The 15777-nt window shown below is 39.6% G+C and carries 20 protein-coding genes; 7 read left to right on the plus strand and 13 right to left on the minus strand.

From position 1 onward, the window contains the following. The first annotated feature begins 133 nt into the window (after positions 1-133). Positions 134-379 (plus strand): DNA-binding protein, encoded by a 246-nt coding sequence (locus tag CVS89_RS06770; protein WP_009294123.1) that lies wholly within the window; start codon positions 134-136, stop codon positions 377-379. Continuing rightward, positions 380-559, plus strand: coding sequence for a hypothetical protein (locus tag CVS89_RS06775; protein ID WP_021084321.1), 180 nt, complete (start codon positions 380-382; stop codon positions 557-559). It begins immediately after the preceding gene. A 130-nt stretch (positions 560-689) separates the two neighbouring features. On the opposite strand, the gene kdsB is transcribed toward CVS89_RS06775, so the two are convergent. Genes kdsB through CVS89_RS06805 form a run of 6 tightly spaced genes read right to left on the minus strand, consistent with a single transcriptional unit; the run spans position 690 to position 6025 of the window. After that, positions 690-1403: a 3-deoxy-manno-octulosonate cytidylyltransferase gene (kdsB, locus tag CVS89_RS06780; protein WP_107847682.1), complete on the minus strand. Its 714-nt coding sequence runs from the start codon at positions 1401-1403 to the stop codon at positions 690-692. Further along, positions 1400-2872 carry a threonine synthase gene (gene thrC, locus CVS89_RS06785; protein ID WP_107847681.1) on the minus strand — a complete coding sequence of 491 codons (1473 nt, stop codon included), beginning with the start codon at positions 2870-2872 and terminating at the stop codon, positions 1400-1402. Before thrC ends, kdsB begins: the two co-directional genes overlap by 4 nt. After that, entirely contained in the window at positions 2869-3183 is a 315-nt protein-coding gene (gene cutA, locus CVS89_RS10320; protein ID WP_103606942.1) for a divalent-cation tolerance protein CutA, read from the minus strand. The genes thrC and cutA overlap by 4 nt, the downstream gene beginning before the upstream one ends. A 50-nt stretch (positions 3184-3233) precedes the next feature. Then, positions 3234-4154 (minus strand): tetraacyldisaccharide 4'-kinase, encoded by a 921-nt coding sequence (locus tag CVS89_RS06795; protein ID WP_107847680.1) that lies wholly within the window; start codon positions 4152-4154, stop codon positions 3234-3236. Next, positions 4147-5277 (minus strand): DegT/DnrJ/EryC1/StrS family aminotransferase, encoded by a 1131-nt coding sequence (locus CVS89_RS06800; RefSeq protein WP_002942695.1) that lies wholly within the window; start codon positions 5275-5277, stop codon positions 4147-4149. Before CVS89_RS06800 ends, CVS89_RS06795 begins: the two co-directional genes overlap by 8 nt. 10 nt (positions 5278-5287) lie before the next feature. Beyond that, the gene (locus CVS89_RS06805; RefSeq protein WP_009294132.1) at positions 5288-6025 is read right to left on the minus strand and encodes an NAD+ synthase; all 738 of its coding nucleotides are present in this window, start codon (positions 6023-6025) and stop codon (positions 5288-5290) included. A 120-nt stretch (positions 6026-6145) separates the two neighbouring features. Here CVS89_RS06805 and CVS89_RS06810 point away from each other — a divergent pair, with 120 nt between their 5' ends. Next, positions 6146-6748 (plus strand): MBL fold metallo-hydrolase, encoded by a 603-nt coding sequence (locus tag CVS89_RS06810; RefSeq protein WP_107847679.1) that lies wholly within the window; start codon positions 6146-6148, stop codon positions 6746-6748. A 131-nt stretch (positions 6749-6879) separates the two neighbouring features. Here CVS89_RS06810 and CVS89_RS06815 read toward each other — a convergent pair whose 3' ends face one another. From CVS89_RS06815 to CVS89_RS06830, 4 genes are all read right to left on the minus strand, one after another. Beyond that, complete coding sequence (locus CVS89_RS06815; RefSeq protein WP_107847678.1) at positions 6880-8217, minus strand: major outer membrane protein; 1338 nt, start codon at positions 8215-8217, stop codon at positions 6880-6882. A 197-nt stretch (positions 8218-8414) separates the two neighbouring features. Continuing rightward, positions 8415-8954 carry a thioesterase gene (locus tag CVS89_RS06820; RefSeq protein ID WP_103568543.1) on the minus strand — a complete coding sequence of 180 codons (540 nt, stop codon included), beginning with the start codon at positions 8952-8954 and terminating at the stop codon, positions 8415-8417. A gap of 8 nt (positions 8955-8962) precedes the next feature. Then, on the minus strand, positions 8963-9832 hold the full coding sequence (gene cmoB, locus CVS89_RS06825; RefSeq protein WP_233091247.1) for a tRNA 5-methoxyuridine(34)/uridine 5-oxyacetic acid(34) synthase CmoB: 870 nt from the start codon (positions 9830-9832) through the stop codon (positions 8963-8965). A 1-nt stretch (position 9833) separates the two neighbouring features. Next, positions 9834-10001 (minus strand): hypothetical protein, encoded by a 168-nt coding sequence (locus tag CVS89_RS06830; protein WP_002942642.1) that lies wholly within the window; start codon positions 9999-10001, stop codon positions 9834-9836. A gap of 92 nt (positions 10002-10093) precedes the next feature. Between CVS89_RS06830 and CVS89_RS06835 the strand changes: the two genes are divergently transcribed. The 4 genes from CVS89_RS06835 to CVS89_RS06850 are packed head-to-tail and all read left to right on the plus strand — an operon-like array spanning position 10094 to position 13050. Next, a complete protein-coding gene (locus tag CVS89_RS06835; RefSeq protein ID WP_021084318.1) occupies positions 10094-11173 on the plus strand; it encodes a transglutaminase-like domain-containing protein in 1080 nt (359 codons plus the stop codon). After that, a complete protein-coding gene (locus CVS89_RS06840; protein ID WP_009294140.1) occupies positions 11170-11493 on the plus strand; it encodes a hypothetical protein in 324 nt (107 codons plus the stop codon). Before CVS89_RS06835 ends, CVS89_RS06840 begins: the two co-directional genes overlap by 4 nt. Next, on the plus strand, positions 11486-11743 hold the full coding sequence (locus CVS89_RS06845; RefSeq protein WP_103640117.1) for a heavy-metal-associated domain-containing protein: 258 nt from the start codon (positions 11486-11488) through the stop codon (positions 11741-11743). Before CVS89_RS06840 ends, CVS89_RS06845 begins: the two co-directional genes overlap by 8 nt. A gap of 17 nt (positions 11744-11760) precedes the next feature. Continuing rightward, positions 11761-13050, plus strand: a complete 1290-nt coding sequence (locus tag CVS89_RS06850; protein ID WP_107847676.1) for a M28 family peptidase — start codon at positions 11761-11763, stop codon at positions 13048-13050. Between the two features lie 88 nt (positions 13051-13138). Here the strand turns inward: CVS89_RS06850 and CVS89_RS06855 are convergent, their stop codons facing one another. From CVS89_RS06855 to CVS89_RS06865, 3 genes are read right to left on the minus strand one after another with little or no spacing between them, the layout of a single operon-like run. Further along, the gene (locus tag CVS89_RS06855; protein ID WP_107847675.1) at positions 13139-14416 is read right to left on the minus strand and encodes a dihydroorotase; all 1278 of its coding nucleotides are present in this window, start codon (positions 14414-14416) and stop codon (positions 13139-13141) included. A 2-nt stretch (positions 14417-14418) separates the two neighbouring features. Further along, the gene (locus CVS89_RS06860) at positions 14419-15348 is read right to left on the minus strand and encodes an aspartate carbamoyltransferase catalytic subunit (RefSeq protein ID WP_002942659.1); all 930 of its coding nucleotides are present in this window, start codon (positions 15346-15348) and stop codon (positions 14419-14421) included. A gap of 17 nt (positions 15349-15365) precedes the next feature. After that, positions 15366-15776 carry a tetratricopeptide repeat protein gene (locus CVS89_RS06865; protein WP_021085857.1) on the minus strand — a complete coding sequence of 137 codons (411 nt, stop codon included), beginning with the start codon at positions 15774-15776 and terminating at the stop codon, positions 15366-15368. Position 15777 lies beyond the last annotated feature (1 nt).

Below are 15777 nucleotides of genomic sequence, written 5' to 3' on the forward strand. Positions count from 1 at the left end.
TTTATACGTTTTAACGTATATTATAAATAGTTTTTAGTATATTTAATAGTTAATCTTGATATTTATATACTATTTTACATTATTTATATAATATTTTAGGTATATTTAATGATAAATAACGTATAATTCTCCAATGATTGAAACAAGTGATATATTTAATTTGCTTCACAATGCAGTTGAGGCAAAAAATATCGGTAAGAAAATTTCACAAGCAAAAATGGCAGAAGATCTTGGCGTGCCTATGAGGACATATCAGGACTGGAGACTTGGAAACTCAAAGCCACAAGCTGCTGCTGCTGTTTGCAAACTGCTATGTGAGCTTGACGATGATGAAATATTATTTGTTGTCAATAAGATGAGAAAATTGCTAGGAAAATAGATGGAAAATTTAACACAAAAAGAGAGAATCGACCTTGAGAGCGTTTTTGCAGTCATTTGCACTAAAAAAGAGTCAAAAATTTTAGTTACCTACAAGGATCTATGCTCGGCTGCGGCTTCAAAATTTCATGTAGTTAAAAATAAGATCAAAAAAATAAAATTTAAGAAGATAGAAAAATAACCTAAAATTGAAGCTCTACTCTTAGCTTTATTACAAAAATATTTTTATATCAAGGTCTATAAAAATAAAACTATAAAATACACCAAAATTCTCTTTAATACATATGTTTATTAAAGAGAATTTATTTACATTACTTTTTGCCAAATTTAGCTAGCGCTCTTTGGTAGTCCTCTTCGCTATCGATGCCGATACTTTGACTTTCAACCTCTAGCATAGCTATTTTTTTGCCATTTTCTAAGGCGCGCAGTTGCTCGAGTTTTTCTGTGTTTTCAAGGCTTGAAGGCATGAGGCCGCAAAACTCTTTTAGGCTTTTTACGCTGTATCCGTAGATACCAAGGTGCGCCTTGTAGCTTTTGCACTCGCTTCTGTTAAATGGTATCCTCGATCTTGAAAAATAAAGCGCGTAGCCCTCAAAATCAGTCACCACTTTGACTAAATTTTTATCATCCGCAAACTCATCGTCCATCTTTTTGTAGCAAGAAAACATAAAGGCATTTTGCCTATTTTGCTCGCAAAATGCCCTAAATTTAGCGATATTTTCAGGCTCGATAAATGGCTCATCAGCCTGAACATTTATGATGATCTCGCTCTCTCTTAACCCCAAAATTTGCGCCGCTTCGTTTATCCTGTCAGTGCCACTTTGATGATCTTTACTAGTTAGCACCGCTTTTATGCCGTGAGCCTTGGCGATATCAAGCACGCTTGGCTCATCCACCGCAACCGCCACATCATCCACGCCGCTTACTCTAAGAGCCGTCGCCACAAACATCGGCACGCCGTTTATCTCTTTTAAAATTTTATTACTAAACCTTGTTGAGGCAAGGCGAGCTGGGATGATTATCATCGCTCGATCCATTCTAGGACGCACTTTTCGATCTCGTCCTCTTTTATGATATTTTTGTGTAAAATTTTCGCGCTAAATAGCGAGTTTATCGAGCTTGGCACGCTGTCATTTAAGATTTTAGCAGTCTTTGCGAGCGCATCTTTTTCATCTTTTTCATCTTTTGTATCTTTGATCTGGCACGCTTTGATCATGCTTGGCGTAAATTTCACCCAGTGCGCGGTCGATGTGATGACGTTTATGCGGCCAGCATCCAACATCTTAAAGCAAGTAGCCGTATGTGGATCGATCGCGTAGCCGCTCTTTGCGAGCTTTGCTATGTATGCCTCGCACTCTTTGTCGTCGCACCAGCTAGCTTCAAAGTCCTCTTTTAGCGCTTCAAGCTCTTGCTTGCTAAGCTTATAAAATTTATTTTTGGCTAGGCTTTGCATAAGCTCATTAGTTCGCTCGCTGCCAAATTTATCAAACAGCAAGCGCTCGACGTTTGAGCTTATTAAAATGTCCATGGCTGGGCTTATCGTCTTAACCAGCTTTTTATCTCTTAGGTCGTAAACGCCGGTGGTGAAAAACTGCGTCAAGATGTTGTTTGCGTTTGAGGCGATCTTGATCTTGCCGATCTTTGCGCCCATTTTTTTAGCGTAATACGCCCCAAGAGCGTTGCCAAAATTTCCACTTGGCACGATGATGTCAAAGCTCTCGTTTGCTTTAAGTGCCTTTTGTTTTAGTAAATTTGCGTAGGCGTAGGCGTGGTAGATGATCTGAAAGAGGATTCTGCCAAAATTTACCGAGTTTGCCGCGCTTAGTTTAAGGCGCTTTTTCTTAAGCTCAGATTTAAATTTATCATTTGCAAGCAGTGTTTTTAGCGCTCTTTGAGCGTCATCAAAGTCGCCTTTTATGCCAAAAACCTTTAAATTTTCACCCTGCATGGTCTGCATCTGAAGCTTTTGCACCTCGCTCGTGCCACCATCTGGATAGAGGCAGACGACCTTTATATTTTCATCATTTGCAAAGGTTTGAAGTGTCGCAGGACCCGTGTCGCCGCTAGTTGCGCACATGATAAGGTATCTTTCGCCCCTCTCTTTTGCTAGCTGGCTAAGCAGCGAGCCAAAAGGCTGAAGCGCCATATCCTTAAACGCCCTTGTTGGGCCGTGATATAGCTCATTTACGTATAAATTTTTATCTATTTTTTTAAAAATGACTGGGTGTTTTGGATCATCAAAGCTTGCATATCTTTTGAGAGCCTTTTTGAAAAACGCCTCTGACACGTCAAATTTAAATAGCGAGATGATGTGAAGTGCGAGCTTTTCGTAGGTTAGGCTTGAGAGCTCTTGCCACTTTGCCTTTGTGATCTTTGGTAGCTTCTTTGGTGCGTAAAGTCCGCCGTGAGCGGAGCTTGGGCTAAGCATAGCTGTGCTTAAATTTACATTTTTTACCTTTTCATCTTTTACGCTTCTAGTTGGTGTTAGTCTCATTTTTTGCCTTTTTTGGTTGATTTTTTTATCCAATTTTCATATTTTTTAAATACCTCTTTTGGCTTAAGTGCCAAAATTTCTGGAGTTTCATAGCTGTGGTACTTTCTTATAAATTTAGCTACTTTTTTAAATTTCACGTCCGTTTTTATGAGTAAAATTTGCTCTTTTTCATCACAAAGCTTCTCTTGCCAAAGATAAATGCTCTTTGCGCTAAAGCTACTCACGCAAGCTGCAAGTCCCTTTTTCACGAGCTTTTTGCTTAGTTTTTTTGCCTCTTTTTTCTTTGCGACTGAGGTGATTAAAATTCTCATTTTGATCTAAATTTTCCTTTTAAAAAGTGGCTCATTATAACAAAATGGGCTTAAATTTGCTTCGCCAAAACCTTTTTAAACTCCTCACTTAGCGTAACTTCAAGCGTGATAAGCGATACCCTTAGCCCAAAATCCTTTACCTTTACATAGTCCTTTTGCGTCATCAAAAGCGAGGTCGCGCCATAACTTTGCAAAATTTCACTTAGCTCTTCTTTTGAAAAGTCGTAGTGATCAGGGAAAAAGACCTGTCCCACACACTCGCTAAAAAATGCCTCAAGGCGGGCTGGGTTTGCTATGGCGGTAACTAGCACCATTTTTTCGCTTTTATTTAAAATTTCACTCTTTCTAAAGTGAGTTTGCCCCTCGCACGCTATAAAATCACCAAATTTATAAAAGCTAAATGGATATCTATAAGCCCCACTTGGCAGGCAAAGCCTTAGCTTTGGCTCTGGGTTTGGACGCACCAAGATGTCAAATTTAGCTATGTCAAATTTAGAAAATCCATCATCTAGCAAGATATACTTCGCGCCCTGAGTTTTGGCATACTCTATGGCTATTTTTCTATCTTCGCTAACGATCACATTTGCGTTTTTAAGGCTTGTAGCGTATATCATCGCCTCATCGCCACTTGCCGCCACGTCAAGTAAAATTTCGCCATCCCTAGCGACAACCTGCATGCCTTTACTCTTTCTTTTATAGCCTCTAAGCACGATAAAAGCGCCCTCGTAATTCTTAGCGATAGCGACGCAAAGTGGGGTCTTGCCGCTTCCTCCAAGGGTTAAGTTTCCAACGCTAATTATTTTTATACCAAACTCTTTTTTTTGCGCGCTAAATTTCTTGCAAACAACGACTAAAGCGTAGATAAGACTTAGTGGCAAAAGTAAAAATGCTAGTAAAATTTGAAATAAATTTGGGCGAAAGAAGTAGTCATTCGCCCAAGAGTGTAAAAAGATGTTAAATTTCTTAAACACGAGATTTAGAAATTTCTTTTACCGTGTTGCAGATGTATTGCACCTCTTCGTCGCTCAAACTATGATAGATAGGTAGCGACAAAACTTGTTGATACGCTTTTAGAGCATTTGGGAAGTCATTTACTTTAAGCGAATATTTATTTTTATAATAGCTTAGCAAATGTATCGGTATGTAGTGCAGCGAAGTGTGAATTCCACGCTCCAAAAGCTCTCTAGCAAAGCTGTCGCGGTTTTTATTTATCTTGATGATGTACTGAGTGTAGATGTGCTCGCGTTTTTTGACTGGAGTTGTGATGTTGTGACACTCTTTAAGCTCTTTATCGTAAATTTCAGCGATCTTTTTTCTACGTTTTATAAGCTCGTCTGTCTTTTCAAGCTGAGCGATAGAAAATGCCGCATTTATCGAGTTTATGTCGTATTTTAAACCGATATCAACGACGTCGTAGATGTAGCTTAAACTACCAAATTTATCTATACCATTTACAAGGGCGTAGTTACGAAGTAGTTTTGCTTTTTTATAGACCTCTTCGTCATTTGTCGTGAAAAATCCAACTGTTGAGATAGGATTTTGTACGCGTGAGTTTGTCTGAAAGCATGACAAAAACGAGTCTGAACCAACTTTTTTGCCATTATAAGTTAGTCCTATGCCTCGGTTTGCATCATCTAAAACGACGATGCCGTATTTTTCGCAGATAGCCTTTATCTCATCAAGCCTAGCACTTTGTCCAGCGATGTGTGAGATAAAAGCACATTTTAGTTTTTTGTGATTTTGCTCTTTTAGTACCTTTTCAAGGGCTTCTGGGCTGATGTTAAAGTCCTCTTCATCGATATCAACAAAGATAGGCTCGGCATCAAAATGTCTAACAGCCTGAGCCACGCTAGGGAAGGCATTTACTGAGCAGATGACCTTGTCACCGCGCTTTGTATCCATCGCACTTAGAGCCAGATGATGCGCTGCTGCGATGTTATTTGTAGTGATAACAAATTTAGCACCAAAGTACTCTTTTAGCTTTTCTTCAAATTTAGCAACCGTATCGGTGGTATTTTCAGAATGCAAAGCCTCTTCGATAAGCTCACTCTCACGCTCAGTGATAGTTGGTTTGTAAAACGGAATTTCTCTCATCTTTAATCCTTTAAATTTTCACTATCAACGGCATTTGTCGTTTAAACCTGTTTGACACAACTCTATTTTCTATATCCAAGACCGCTTTTAATCCAAACTTTTTGATGGCTTGCTCCTTGTTATTTTCTAAATTTTGTAAAATCTCGTCGATAACAGCATAGCTGTAACCTATGTCGCCCTCGTCACTTTGCCCATCCCAAAGATCAGCCGAAGGTGCTTTTTTGATAAAATTTTCATCAACACCAAGATGTTTTGCAAATTCAAAAATTTCACTCTTATAAAGCTCCCCGATAGGATTTATCGCGCACGCCAAATCCCCAAATATCGTGCCATAACCAAGCATAAGCTCACTTTTGTTGCTTGTGCCGATGACCAGAGCGTTTATACTAGATGAATAATCATAAAGCAAGCTCATTCTAACTCTAGCTGCCAAATTCCCTTTTCTTAAATTGCTTAAATTTACATCTATCGTTTCGTAAAAGGCATTTAAAATGCCCTCTATGGATAAAACCTTATATTTTATGTTTAGTTTTTCGCATAAATTTAAGGCATCGTCCATATTTTCTTTGTTTGATGATGCTGTTGGCATGATGAGTGCGTGAGTTTCATCTGGCTTTGCTCTCGCACAAAGTGTCGCAACCACAGCAGAATCAATACCACCGCTTACGCCTAATAGTAGTTTTTTACCTTTAGTTTTATCTTTTAAGCTAAAAACTAAGGTTTCTTCTATTTTTTGATACCCCTTCATTATCCCTTTGCCTAAATTTGCTTCCTTTTGAAAAGATTATACTAAGTAAATTTAAAATTTTTCTTTAAGTTTAAGTAAAAAGATGCAAATATTTAAGAAATAATAAATTTAAGGTAAGAAATGAGAGTAATGCATAAAAGTTTTGGCGATTTTGGGACAAATTGCTACATCGTCACCAAAAATGGCTCAAGTTTAGTGATAGACCCAGGCGATGGGGCAAAAGAGTGGGTTTTGCAAAATGCACAAAATTTAAAGGCAATACTTTGCACTCATGGGCATTTTGACCATATTTACGACGTGAGCGAGCTAAAAAATGAGCTAAAAATCCCAGTTTATATCAATAAATTTGATGCTTTTATGTGCGAGAGTAACATTTTTGGCTATATGAAAAATACCTTTGTGCCAGATGTTTTGGCTCAAGGCGATGAGAGCTTTGTAGTGGATGAATTTTCTTTTAAATTTCACCATTTTCCAGGGCACACACCGGGCTGTTCGATGATAGAGATAGATGATGCGATGTTTAGTGGAGATTTTTTATTTAAAGGTAGCATCGGACGCTGGGACTTTCCATATTCAGATAAAGATGAGATGCTAGAAAGCTTAGAAAAATGCAAAAATCTAAAGGGCGACTTCGCACTTTACCCAGGACACGGGGAAAGTAGCACGCTAAAAGCCGAGCAACAAGAGCTTGATAGATGGGTGAAGATCGTAGAAAAAAGTTAATATTCTTATTAATAAAAAACTTTTAGATTAAATAACTATTTTTTTATAAGGTGCTTGTAAAATTTTGTTTTTATTAAAAAGATTTATGGTTAAAAGAAGATCCGAGCGAAAGCTCGCTCGGATAAATGTTTTTAGAAGCTATATTTTGCTTCAAATCTGATACGATCTTGTTTGTAGCTTTCGCCGTCTTTTTTGTCTTTAGCAGCTGCATACCAAGAAAGGAATGTGAGTTTTTTGCTGTATTTATAGCTAGCATCAAGAGACCATTCGTTTCTTTTTGCTCTCTCTTTGCCAAGCGCATAGCTTGTACCTTTACCTTGAGTATATCCAGCACCAAAGCCAAATTTATCTATATCATATCCAGCATTAACAAACCAGTAATCGTTGTTGCCCTTGATGTTGTTATAGTATTGTGATCCACCAGACATTACACCATTTAGTATTTTAGTTGGGTTGATTAGCTCGCCATTTCCATCAATTGATGTAAATGCGATTTTATCTTTGTTTTTAGCATCATTTTCTTTGTTTTTAGCGTCAAAGTCTAAATAACCAGCGTTAAGTTTAGCACCAAATAGTTTTGTGCCAGCTTGTACTGCCCAGAAAGTTGCATCAGCTACTTTTTTATGATCTGAGTCACTATAAGCATACTGGCCTTTTAAGTTTAGATTTACATCATCTGTTACATTAAAGCTTACACCAGCTTCAGTGCCATAAAGTGTAGCAACCTCTTGGATATTTGTAATTGCAACTTTAAATGATACTGGATCATAGTTACCCATAGCACCTAAGTTATAGATATTGCCAGCAGCATCACTAAATTCATCACTGCCAAGTCTTGACAATAATGGACCATCTATATCTGGGCTTTTAGCTTTATATTTAATATGTCCAAAAGCATCTTTTTTTGGTGTACCGACTACTGCTGGAGCAACTGGAGCATTTCGATCTATTTCAGCATCGTTATCAATAGCATCATAAGCAGCAGCTGTTAAAGTAAGACCAGGTACGTCAGTACTTACTACTTTTAGACCAGTGCCAGCTATATCACTATCAATGAAGAAACCTTTGACAAGTTGTTTACCAGCTGTGATAGTAGTATTAGCTACTTTGTAGCCTAGATACATCTCATAAACACCAAAAGTGCCTGTTGTATTTGTTTTATCTGTACCAACTCCTGCATTATCACCAGAACCATCTGTAGCAGAATATCTTAGTCTCAAAACACCAAAGAAGTTATCATCGATCGCAGCTTTAAATGCTGTCTCCATTCTAAACGCATGACCAGCACCACTACCTTTAGCAGTATCATTAACTTTTGAATTTTTTATAAAATCATTTGTATAACGATATCTTGCAAATCCTGAAAGATCTACGTTTTTTATAGCTTCTTCAAGTGGAGTTGCACTTGCAACGCTTGAAAATGCACCTAAAGCAACCAAAGCAGCTAAGCTAACTTTTGTAAGTTTCATCTAAATCTCCTTTTGATAAAAATGTTTTGAAAGGATATTATCATAGAAAATTAATTTTATAGCTTAAATTTCGTTAAAAATTTCAAAAATTATTACCGATTGTTTACCAAAATAAGATAATGAGATAAGATTTGTCTTTAAAAATTTTAGTTTATTTGAAGTTAAAAGATGAGAAATTTATATCTCATCAGTTAAATTTAGCCGTTGTTTTTAGCCTGCGCCTCTTCGCGCTCTTTCTTTTGTCTTATAGCGGCTTCTTTTTGGATATTTTTTTGCTGAGCGACAAAGATATGCTCTTCAAGTGTGACTAGCTGAAAGACACCCTCAAATATCTTGATCTCTTTTACATAGCCTATCACTTTCACCTCTCTTTTTCTGCTCTCTTCAAACCTTGCTTGCGCATCAAATTCGACCACATCGCCAAGCTTGAGCGGTCCAAAGAAATTTATCCTAGCACCGATGCTGACGCAAAATTCTTCATTTATAGCTAAAAGCGCTGCGTAGTTTGCCCCCATGAAGACAAAACCGCTATGTATGAGTCCTTCAGCATCGCTCACCATATCAGCTGTGGCAAAAAATCTAGTTTTTGCGTGATTTTTCTCAAGTAAAAATGCCGTTCCACTAAAATTTAGCTTTGTTAAAGGTGCTGTTTTTATCTCGTTTCTTAGTGGGTTTTCGTCCTCTGGGAGGATTATTTGCGATTCGTCTTTTGCTTCAAAAATATTTTCATCTGCCATATTTATCCTTAAATTTTAACTCTCACGTAGGCTCTTTTTGGAGCCGGATAGCCCTCGATGGTCTTTGTATTATCGGCTGGGTCTAAGAAATTTCCAAGACTTTCGCCATCTATCCACTGCGTTTTTCGCTGTTCGTTTAGATCAGTCGCCTTTGTATCAAGCAAGCTAAAATCTTTAAATTTAGCCCTCTCGCACCAGTTTTGAAGCGCGCTAAGCGTTGGCACAAAGTAGATATTTGGAATTTTTGAGTATCTATCTTTTGGGCTTAGGGCAAAGTCGCCATCCATATCTATATACATCGTGTCTAAAAATAGCTCGCCGCCAGGATTTAGCGCGGTTTTTAGCTCTTTTAGCATCTTTATAGGATCGCTTCTGTGGTATATCACGCCAAGGCAAAAAATGGTGTCAAATTTCGCTCCAAACTCTGGCAAGCTCTCTACTCCAAGAAGCTCGTAAGTGATATTTGAGCGGATAAATTTATTTAAAAAAGCAAACTGCAAATATGTATGCACGCTAGGGTCAAAGCCAGTTATGCTTTTTGGGCCGTACTCAAGCATCTTAAACATATAATATCCATTGTTGCAACCCACGTCAGCCACGCACTTACCAGCTAAATTTAGGTGTGGGGCAAGGATATTAAATTTAATAAAACTTTGCCACTCGCTATCTATATATATATCATCAAGCAAAAATGGCCCTTTTCGCCAAGGCTTTAGGCTAAGGGCGAGGTTATAAATTTCATCTTTGCTCGCAGCGCTCAGCTCTTTAAATTTGACATTTACGCTCTCACTAAGGCTAAATTCGCAATCAAAATTTGCTAAATTTTCTATCCTATTATAAATTTGCTTTTGCTGCTCGTTAAATTTGCTAAGATCCACGCTATTTCCAGTCGACGATGTTGTGCGGACACTCTTTTTGGTAGGTGCCAGTCGCGTCATAATACTCTTTACAATCATTATAATATTGCGTCGAAACTCCACGCTCATTCATATAAAGACAACCGTTGCAAAATAGCGCTATAAAGCCTAAAAATATAATCTTTTTCATGTGGCGGATTTTATCATAAATAAAAATTTTATGCTAGAATAGCAGGCAGTTTTAGAGCCAAGTTTGGCTAAGATTAAGCAAAAAGGCATTTTATGCAAAGAAGAGATTTTTTTAAATTCAGTAGTTTTTTAGGTGCAGCAAGTCTGCTTCCAAGTGTCACTCTAGCTAGCGACGAGCCAGCAAACCCAGTAGTTAGAAATTTCGACGTAAATTTTAAACACCAGCTTCTTGAAAAGGGCAAAAGCTCAAGAATTTGGTTGCCCCTTCCACTAAGCACCACTTATCAGCAACTAACCCAAGACTACGTCATAAACACAACAGCTAAAAACGTCTATATCTCAGACACGCTAATACCAACAATGTATGGCGAATTTGAAGAAAATGAGCAAAGACCTATTTTAAATATCCAGTTTAAAATTCAAACAACAGAGCGCAATACCGACTTTAGTAAGGTAAATTACGATCCAAACGAGAAGGTCGATCCTGCGATTTTAGAGTTTTTAAAACCAACTTCACACATCCCAACTGACGGTGTTGTAAGAGCAAAAGCGCTAGAGATTATCGGCAATACTAAAGGCGATTTGGAGCGTGCAAAAGCGATCTATACGTGGGTTGCAAACACTATGCAGCGCGATAACAGCATCCTTGGATGTGGCACAGGCGACGTTAAAGCGATACTAGAAAGTGGCAAACTAGTTGGCAAATGCACCGACATAAACTCAGTTTTTGTGGGACTTTGCAGATCAGTTGGTATCCCTGCAAGAGAGATTTTTGGTATCAGGGTTGGCCAGTCTAGATTTTCAGATCAGATGGGTAGCGCAAAAGACGGCGTGGCTAAAATTTCAGGCGGACAGCACTGCAGGGCTGAGTTTTACTTAAAAGGCTATGGTTGGATACCGGTTGATCCAGCTGACGTTACAAAGGTGAGACTGGGCGAGAAATTAACAAACGACGACGCAAAGATCAAAGCTGTTAGGGATTATTGCTTTGGCAACTGGGAGATGTGCTGGATAGGCTTTAACTACGGACGCGACTTTATCTTAAAGCCAACCCCAGAGCAAACTCCGCTAAACAACTTTGGCTATCCATACGCTGAAGTTGATGGCAACACACAAAACTACTATTCGCCAAAAGAATTTAGCTACGACTACGTCTCAACAGAGCTAAAATGAGAGCCTTTTGGCTGATACTAACATCCATAGGTAGTGCTATCGGCGCTACCTTGTGCTGCTTGCCGGCACTTCTTTTCTTGCTTTTTGGCACATCTTTTTCTTTTCTATCTTGGACACAAAATTTATACGAGTACCGCGTCCCTTTAAGCGTCGTGGCCGTCATTTGCTTTGTGATCTCAGGTGTGGCTTTATTTTACAAGCCAAAAAGCTGCAACCTAAGCTATAAAAAGAAAAAATGGATACTTATATATATACTTTTTGGAGTGATACTACTTTTACTCCTTACATATCCGGAGCTTTTAGGAGAAATTTATGCATAAAATTTTAGTTTTAGCCCTTTTGGTGGCTACAAGCTACGCTGATAAAAAGATAGAAATTTCAGTGCCTAGCATGCACTGTCCGCTTTGCACAGCGATTGTTAGAAAGGCCGCACTTAGCGTTGAGGGCGTAAAAAAGGCAGATGTATCGCTAAAAGAGCGAAAAGCTGTCGTTATAGCAGATGACAAGGTCGATGAAAAAGAGCTTTTAAAGGCGGTCGATGCGACTGGCTATAAGGGCGAGATAAAATAAATTTAAAGGAGGCAAATATGTCAAAGAGCGAAGTTTTAGCGAAATTTGAAACACTTGCGACGATACCGCACTGCAGTTATGAGACTGATAAGATGCGTGATTTTCTGGCTAGCTATGCAAAAGATAAGGGCTGTGAAGTCGTGGTCGATAGTTTTGGCAACGTTCATGCATTTAAAGGCAAGCCAAAAATTTGCTTGCAAAGCCACTATGATATGGTCTGCATGGGCGACGCGCCAAAGATCGAGATAGTTTATGGCGATGATGGCTACATGAGGGCTAAAAACTCATCTTTAGGTGCCGATAACGGCATAGGCGTGGCTATCATGATGCAGATGATAAGTGAATTTGACGACATAGAGTGCCTCTTTACAAACAACGAAGAGGTCGGCATGGTCGGAGCTGCTGGCTTTAGCGGTGATCTAAAAGCCGATAAGCTTTTAAATTTAGACAGCGAAGAGGACGACCGCGTAACTATCGGCTGCGCTGGCGGTGTAAATTTATTTGCCACTATAGCGCTTAATAGCAAAAAAACAAAAGAGAGCACGCTTTATGAGGTAAAAGTGAGCGGACTTCCTGGCGGACACTCTGGCAACGAGATACATAAAAATATCCCAAATGCGATCAAGGTTTTAGCGGCATTTGTTACTAAAAATGGCTGTAAGCTTGTTAAATTTGAAGGTGGGGAGCGAAGCAACTCTATCCCAAGCGGCGCAACTGCACTGGTTTTAAGCGATAAAGAGCTAAAGAGTGAGTGTGAGAATTTAAGCGTGAAAAAGCTTGGCACGGGGGATGAAATTTTAGAAAACGGCGAGAAAATTTTAGCTTTAATTAACTCATTTTCACAAGGCGTAAGAGCCTATAACTGCGAGCTAGGCATACCACAAGATAGCGTCAATCTCTCACTTGCAAAGATCAAAGACGACGGCACGCTTGAAGTGGAGTTTTTCGCAAGGTCAATGAGCAAAGACGGCCTAAATAGAATGGAATTTGAAATTTCAGAGCTTGCAAAAGCGGTTGGCTTTAACGTCATTTCAAAAGATAGAAATCCAGCTTGGAAACCAATAAATGATAAATTTGCAAACGATATCTTAGAAGAGCTTAAAATTTATAAGCCAAATGCAAGGATAACAGCTGTGCATGCTGGACTTGAGTGTGGAGTGCTTTTGGAGAAAAAAGCAGGTCTTAGTGCATGTTCTATTGGACCAAATATCTACTCACCTCACTCTACAAGAGAGCACTGCGAAGTTGCATCTGCACTTTTTATAGAAAAAGTAGTTCGCGGTATTGTTAAAAAATATAACTCATAAAAAAGTAAAATTTGCTAGAAATTTCTAGCAAATTTTATATCTCAAAGCATCTAAAGCAAATTTGCCCGCAAACGCGAGCAAATTTAGACTATTTACCAAACTCATAAACGATCTTGCCACTTTTTATAGTAGTAGTCGCTGCGCCTTTTAGCTTTTTGCCAAAGAGTGGAGAATTTACCGATTTTGAGCGGTTTATCTTTTCATCATAAATGTACTCGATCTCAGGGTCTATCACCGTGATGTCAGCTAGCATGCCCTCAGCAAGCCTGCCCTTATCTTTTAAATTTAGCATCTTAGCCGCATTTGTAGATGTTAGCTCCACCATGCGCTCTAAGCTTATAACGCCCTCATTTACGAGCTTAAGAGTGAGTGGCACAAGGGTTTGAAGTCCGATGATACCAAATGGTGCCTTGTCAAATTCCACTATCTTTTCGTCTGTATGGTGTGGGGCATGATCGGTGGCGATAACGTCTATTAGTCCGCTTTTTAGCGCCTCTCTTACCGCTTTTACGTCGCTTATCTCACGAAGTGGCGGCGACATTTTGAAATTTGTATCGTAGGCATTTTTCAAAATTTCATCGTCGCTAAAGCTAAAATGGTGCGGTGTGGCTTCGCAAGTGATGTTTATGCCCTCTTTTTTGCCCATTTCGATGATCTTTAGCGAGTACTCCGAGCTTACGTGAGCGATGTGGATGTGCGCTTTGGTGAGTTTTGCGAGCAACATATCACGGCTCACTGCGATCTCCTCTTTCTCTCTCGCCATGCCGCGAAGTCCAAGTATGGCCGAGACCTTACCCTCGTGCATGACGCCCTGCCTGCAAAGCGAGCAGTCCTCTGAGTGGCTTATACAAAAGCTGCCAAACATGCTTGAGTACTCAAGTGCCGCTCTCATCACGCTTGAGCTAGTCACTGGTAGGCCGTCGTCGCTAAATGCAACTGCACCAGCTTCTATAAGGTCACCCATTTCAACGATCTCGTTGCCACCAAGCCCTTTGCTAATGGCTGCAATCGGTAAAAGATCGATCAGTCCGCAGTTTTTAGCCTTTTCTATCATCGCTCTTGTGATCGAGGCATTGTCATTTACTGGGTTTGTGTTAGCCATGCAAAGGCATGTGGTCACTCCTCCAGCCACGGCCGCCTGCGAGCCTGAAATGATGTCATCTTTATACTCTTGACCAGGATCTCGAAAATGCACGTGCATGTCGATAAGTCCTGGCATGACAAGCTTATTTGTAGCGTCTATGACCTTATCAGCCTCAAATTTCTCACTTCCGATTTTGGCTATTTTGCCGTTTTCTATTAGGATATTTGCCTTAAATTTCTCGTCGCTATTTACGATAGTGCCGTTAATTATTGCTATTTTCATCGTTAGCCCCTATTTTTTGCAAGCGTATTTAGTATCGCCATTCTTATAGCAACGCCGTTTTCAACTTGATTTAGTATGACTGAGTGCGTGCCATCAGCCACGTCTGAGTTTAGCTCCACACCCCTGTTTATCGGTCCTGGGTGCAGCACGATCGCATCAGGCTTTGCTAGTTTTATCCTATTTTTATTTAGTCCAAAGAATTTCGAGTACTCTCTCGAGCTTGGAAATGCCACGTCCGCACCGCCACGCTCTAGTTGGATGCGAAGCATGATGATGACGTCGCTACCCTCGCAAGCCTCCTCCATATTTTTGCAAATTTGAGATTCAAAGACCTCAGCATCTTTTGGCATCATCATCCTTGGCGCAAAGAGCTTTAAATTTATGCCAAATTTCTTCATTGCCCAGATGTCAGACCTTGCCACGCGGCTTCTAGCGATGTCACCGATGATAGCCACGTTTAGGTTTTTATCCAAAATTTTGCCATGCTCTCTTAGTGTGAAAAGATCAAGCAAAGCTTGGCTTGGGTGCTCATTTGTGCCGTCCCCTGCATTTACGACGCTAGCTTCTGTCCTGTCAGCTGCAAATTTTGCCGCTCCAGAGCTTGGGTGACGAAGCACAATGATATCAGTTCTCATCGCAGCCATGTTATTCATCGTGTCATTTAGGCTCTCGCCCTTTGTCACACTAGAGCTTGACGAGCTGAAATTTATCGTATCAGCTCCAAGCCTCTTTGCTGCGATCTCAAAGGATGTTCTAGTTCTTGTCGAGTTTTCATAAAATGCGTTGATCGTGGTCTTTCCACGAAGGTAGTCATTTTTTTTCACTTGGCTTAAATTTAGCTCCTTAAACTCTTTCGCCGCCTCTAGAAAATATAAAATTTCTTCCTTGCTAAGCTCTCTAGTTCCTATCAAATCTTTATGTTTGTAGCCCATTTTAAGCCCTTTTTGATCTATTTTGTTACAAAGTCACAAGCTGGTTTGTAGCCGTTGTCGCAAGCTTTTTTAAACAAAGCTTTTGCCTTCTCTTCGCTTTTTGCTTCATTATCATCTTTGTCTTTTATGAGGCCATAAGCTGTCATTTCGCCTAGTTTTTCGCAGGCCATGCCCTCATTTTCGTCGCACATTTTTGTAAAAATTTTCTCAGCCTGAGCTCTATCTTTTGCCACGCCATCACCGTTAAATAGCATGATCGCATTCATCGTGCAAGCCTTTTTCTCGCCTTCGCCGCAAGCTTTGTTAAAAGCAAGATAGGCCTCGTTAAAATTTTTCTTTGCATAAAGCTCATTTGCCTTGTCTAAATTTTCATTTGCCATAGCATTTAACGCAAAAAGTGCCGCCGCTAAAACTAAAATTTTCTTCATA

Origin of the sequence: Campylobacter concisus (assembly GCF_003048615.2) — a bacterium.
Taxonomy (GTDB): Bacteria; Campylobacterota; Campylobacteria; order Campylobacterales; family Campylobacteraceae; genus Campylobacter_A; species Campylobacter_A concisus_C.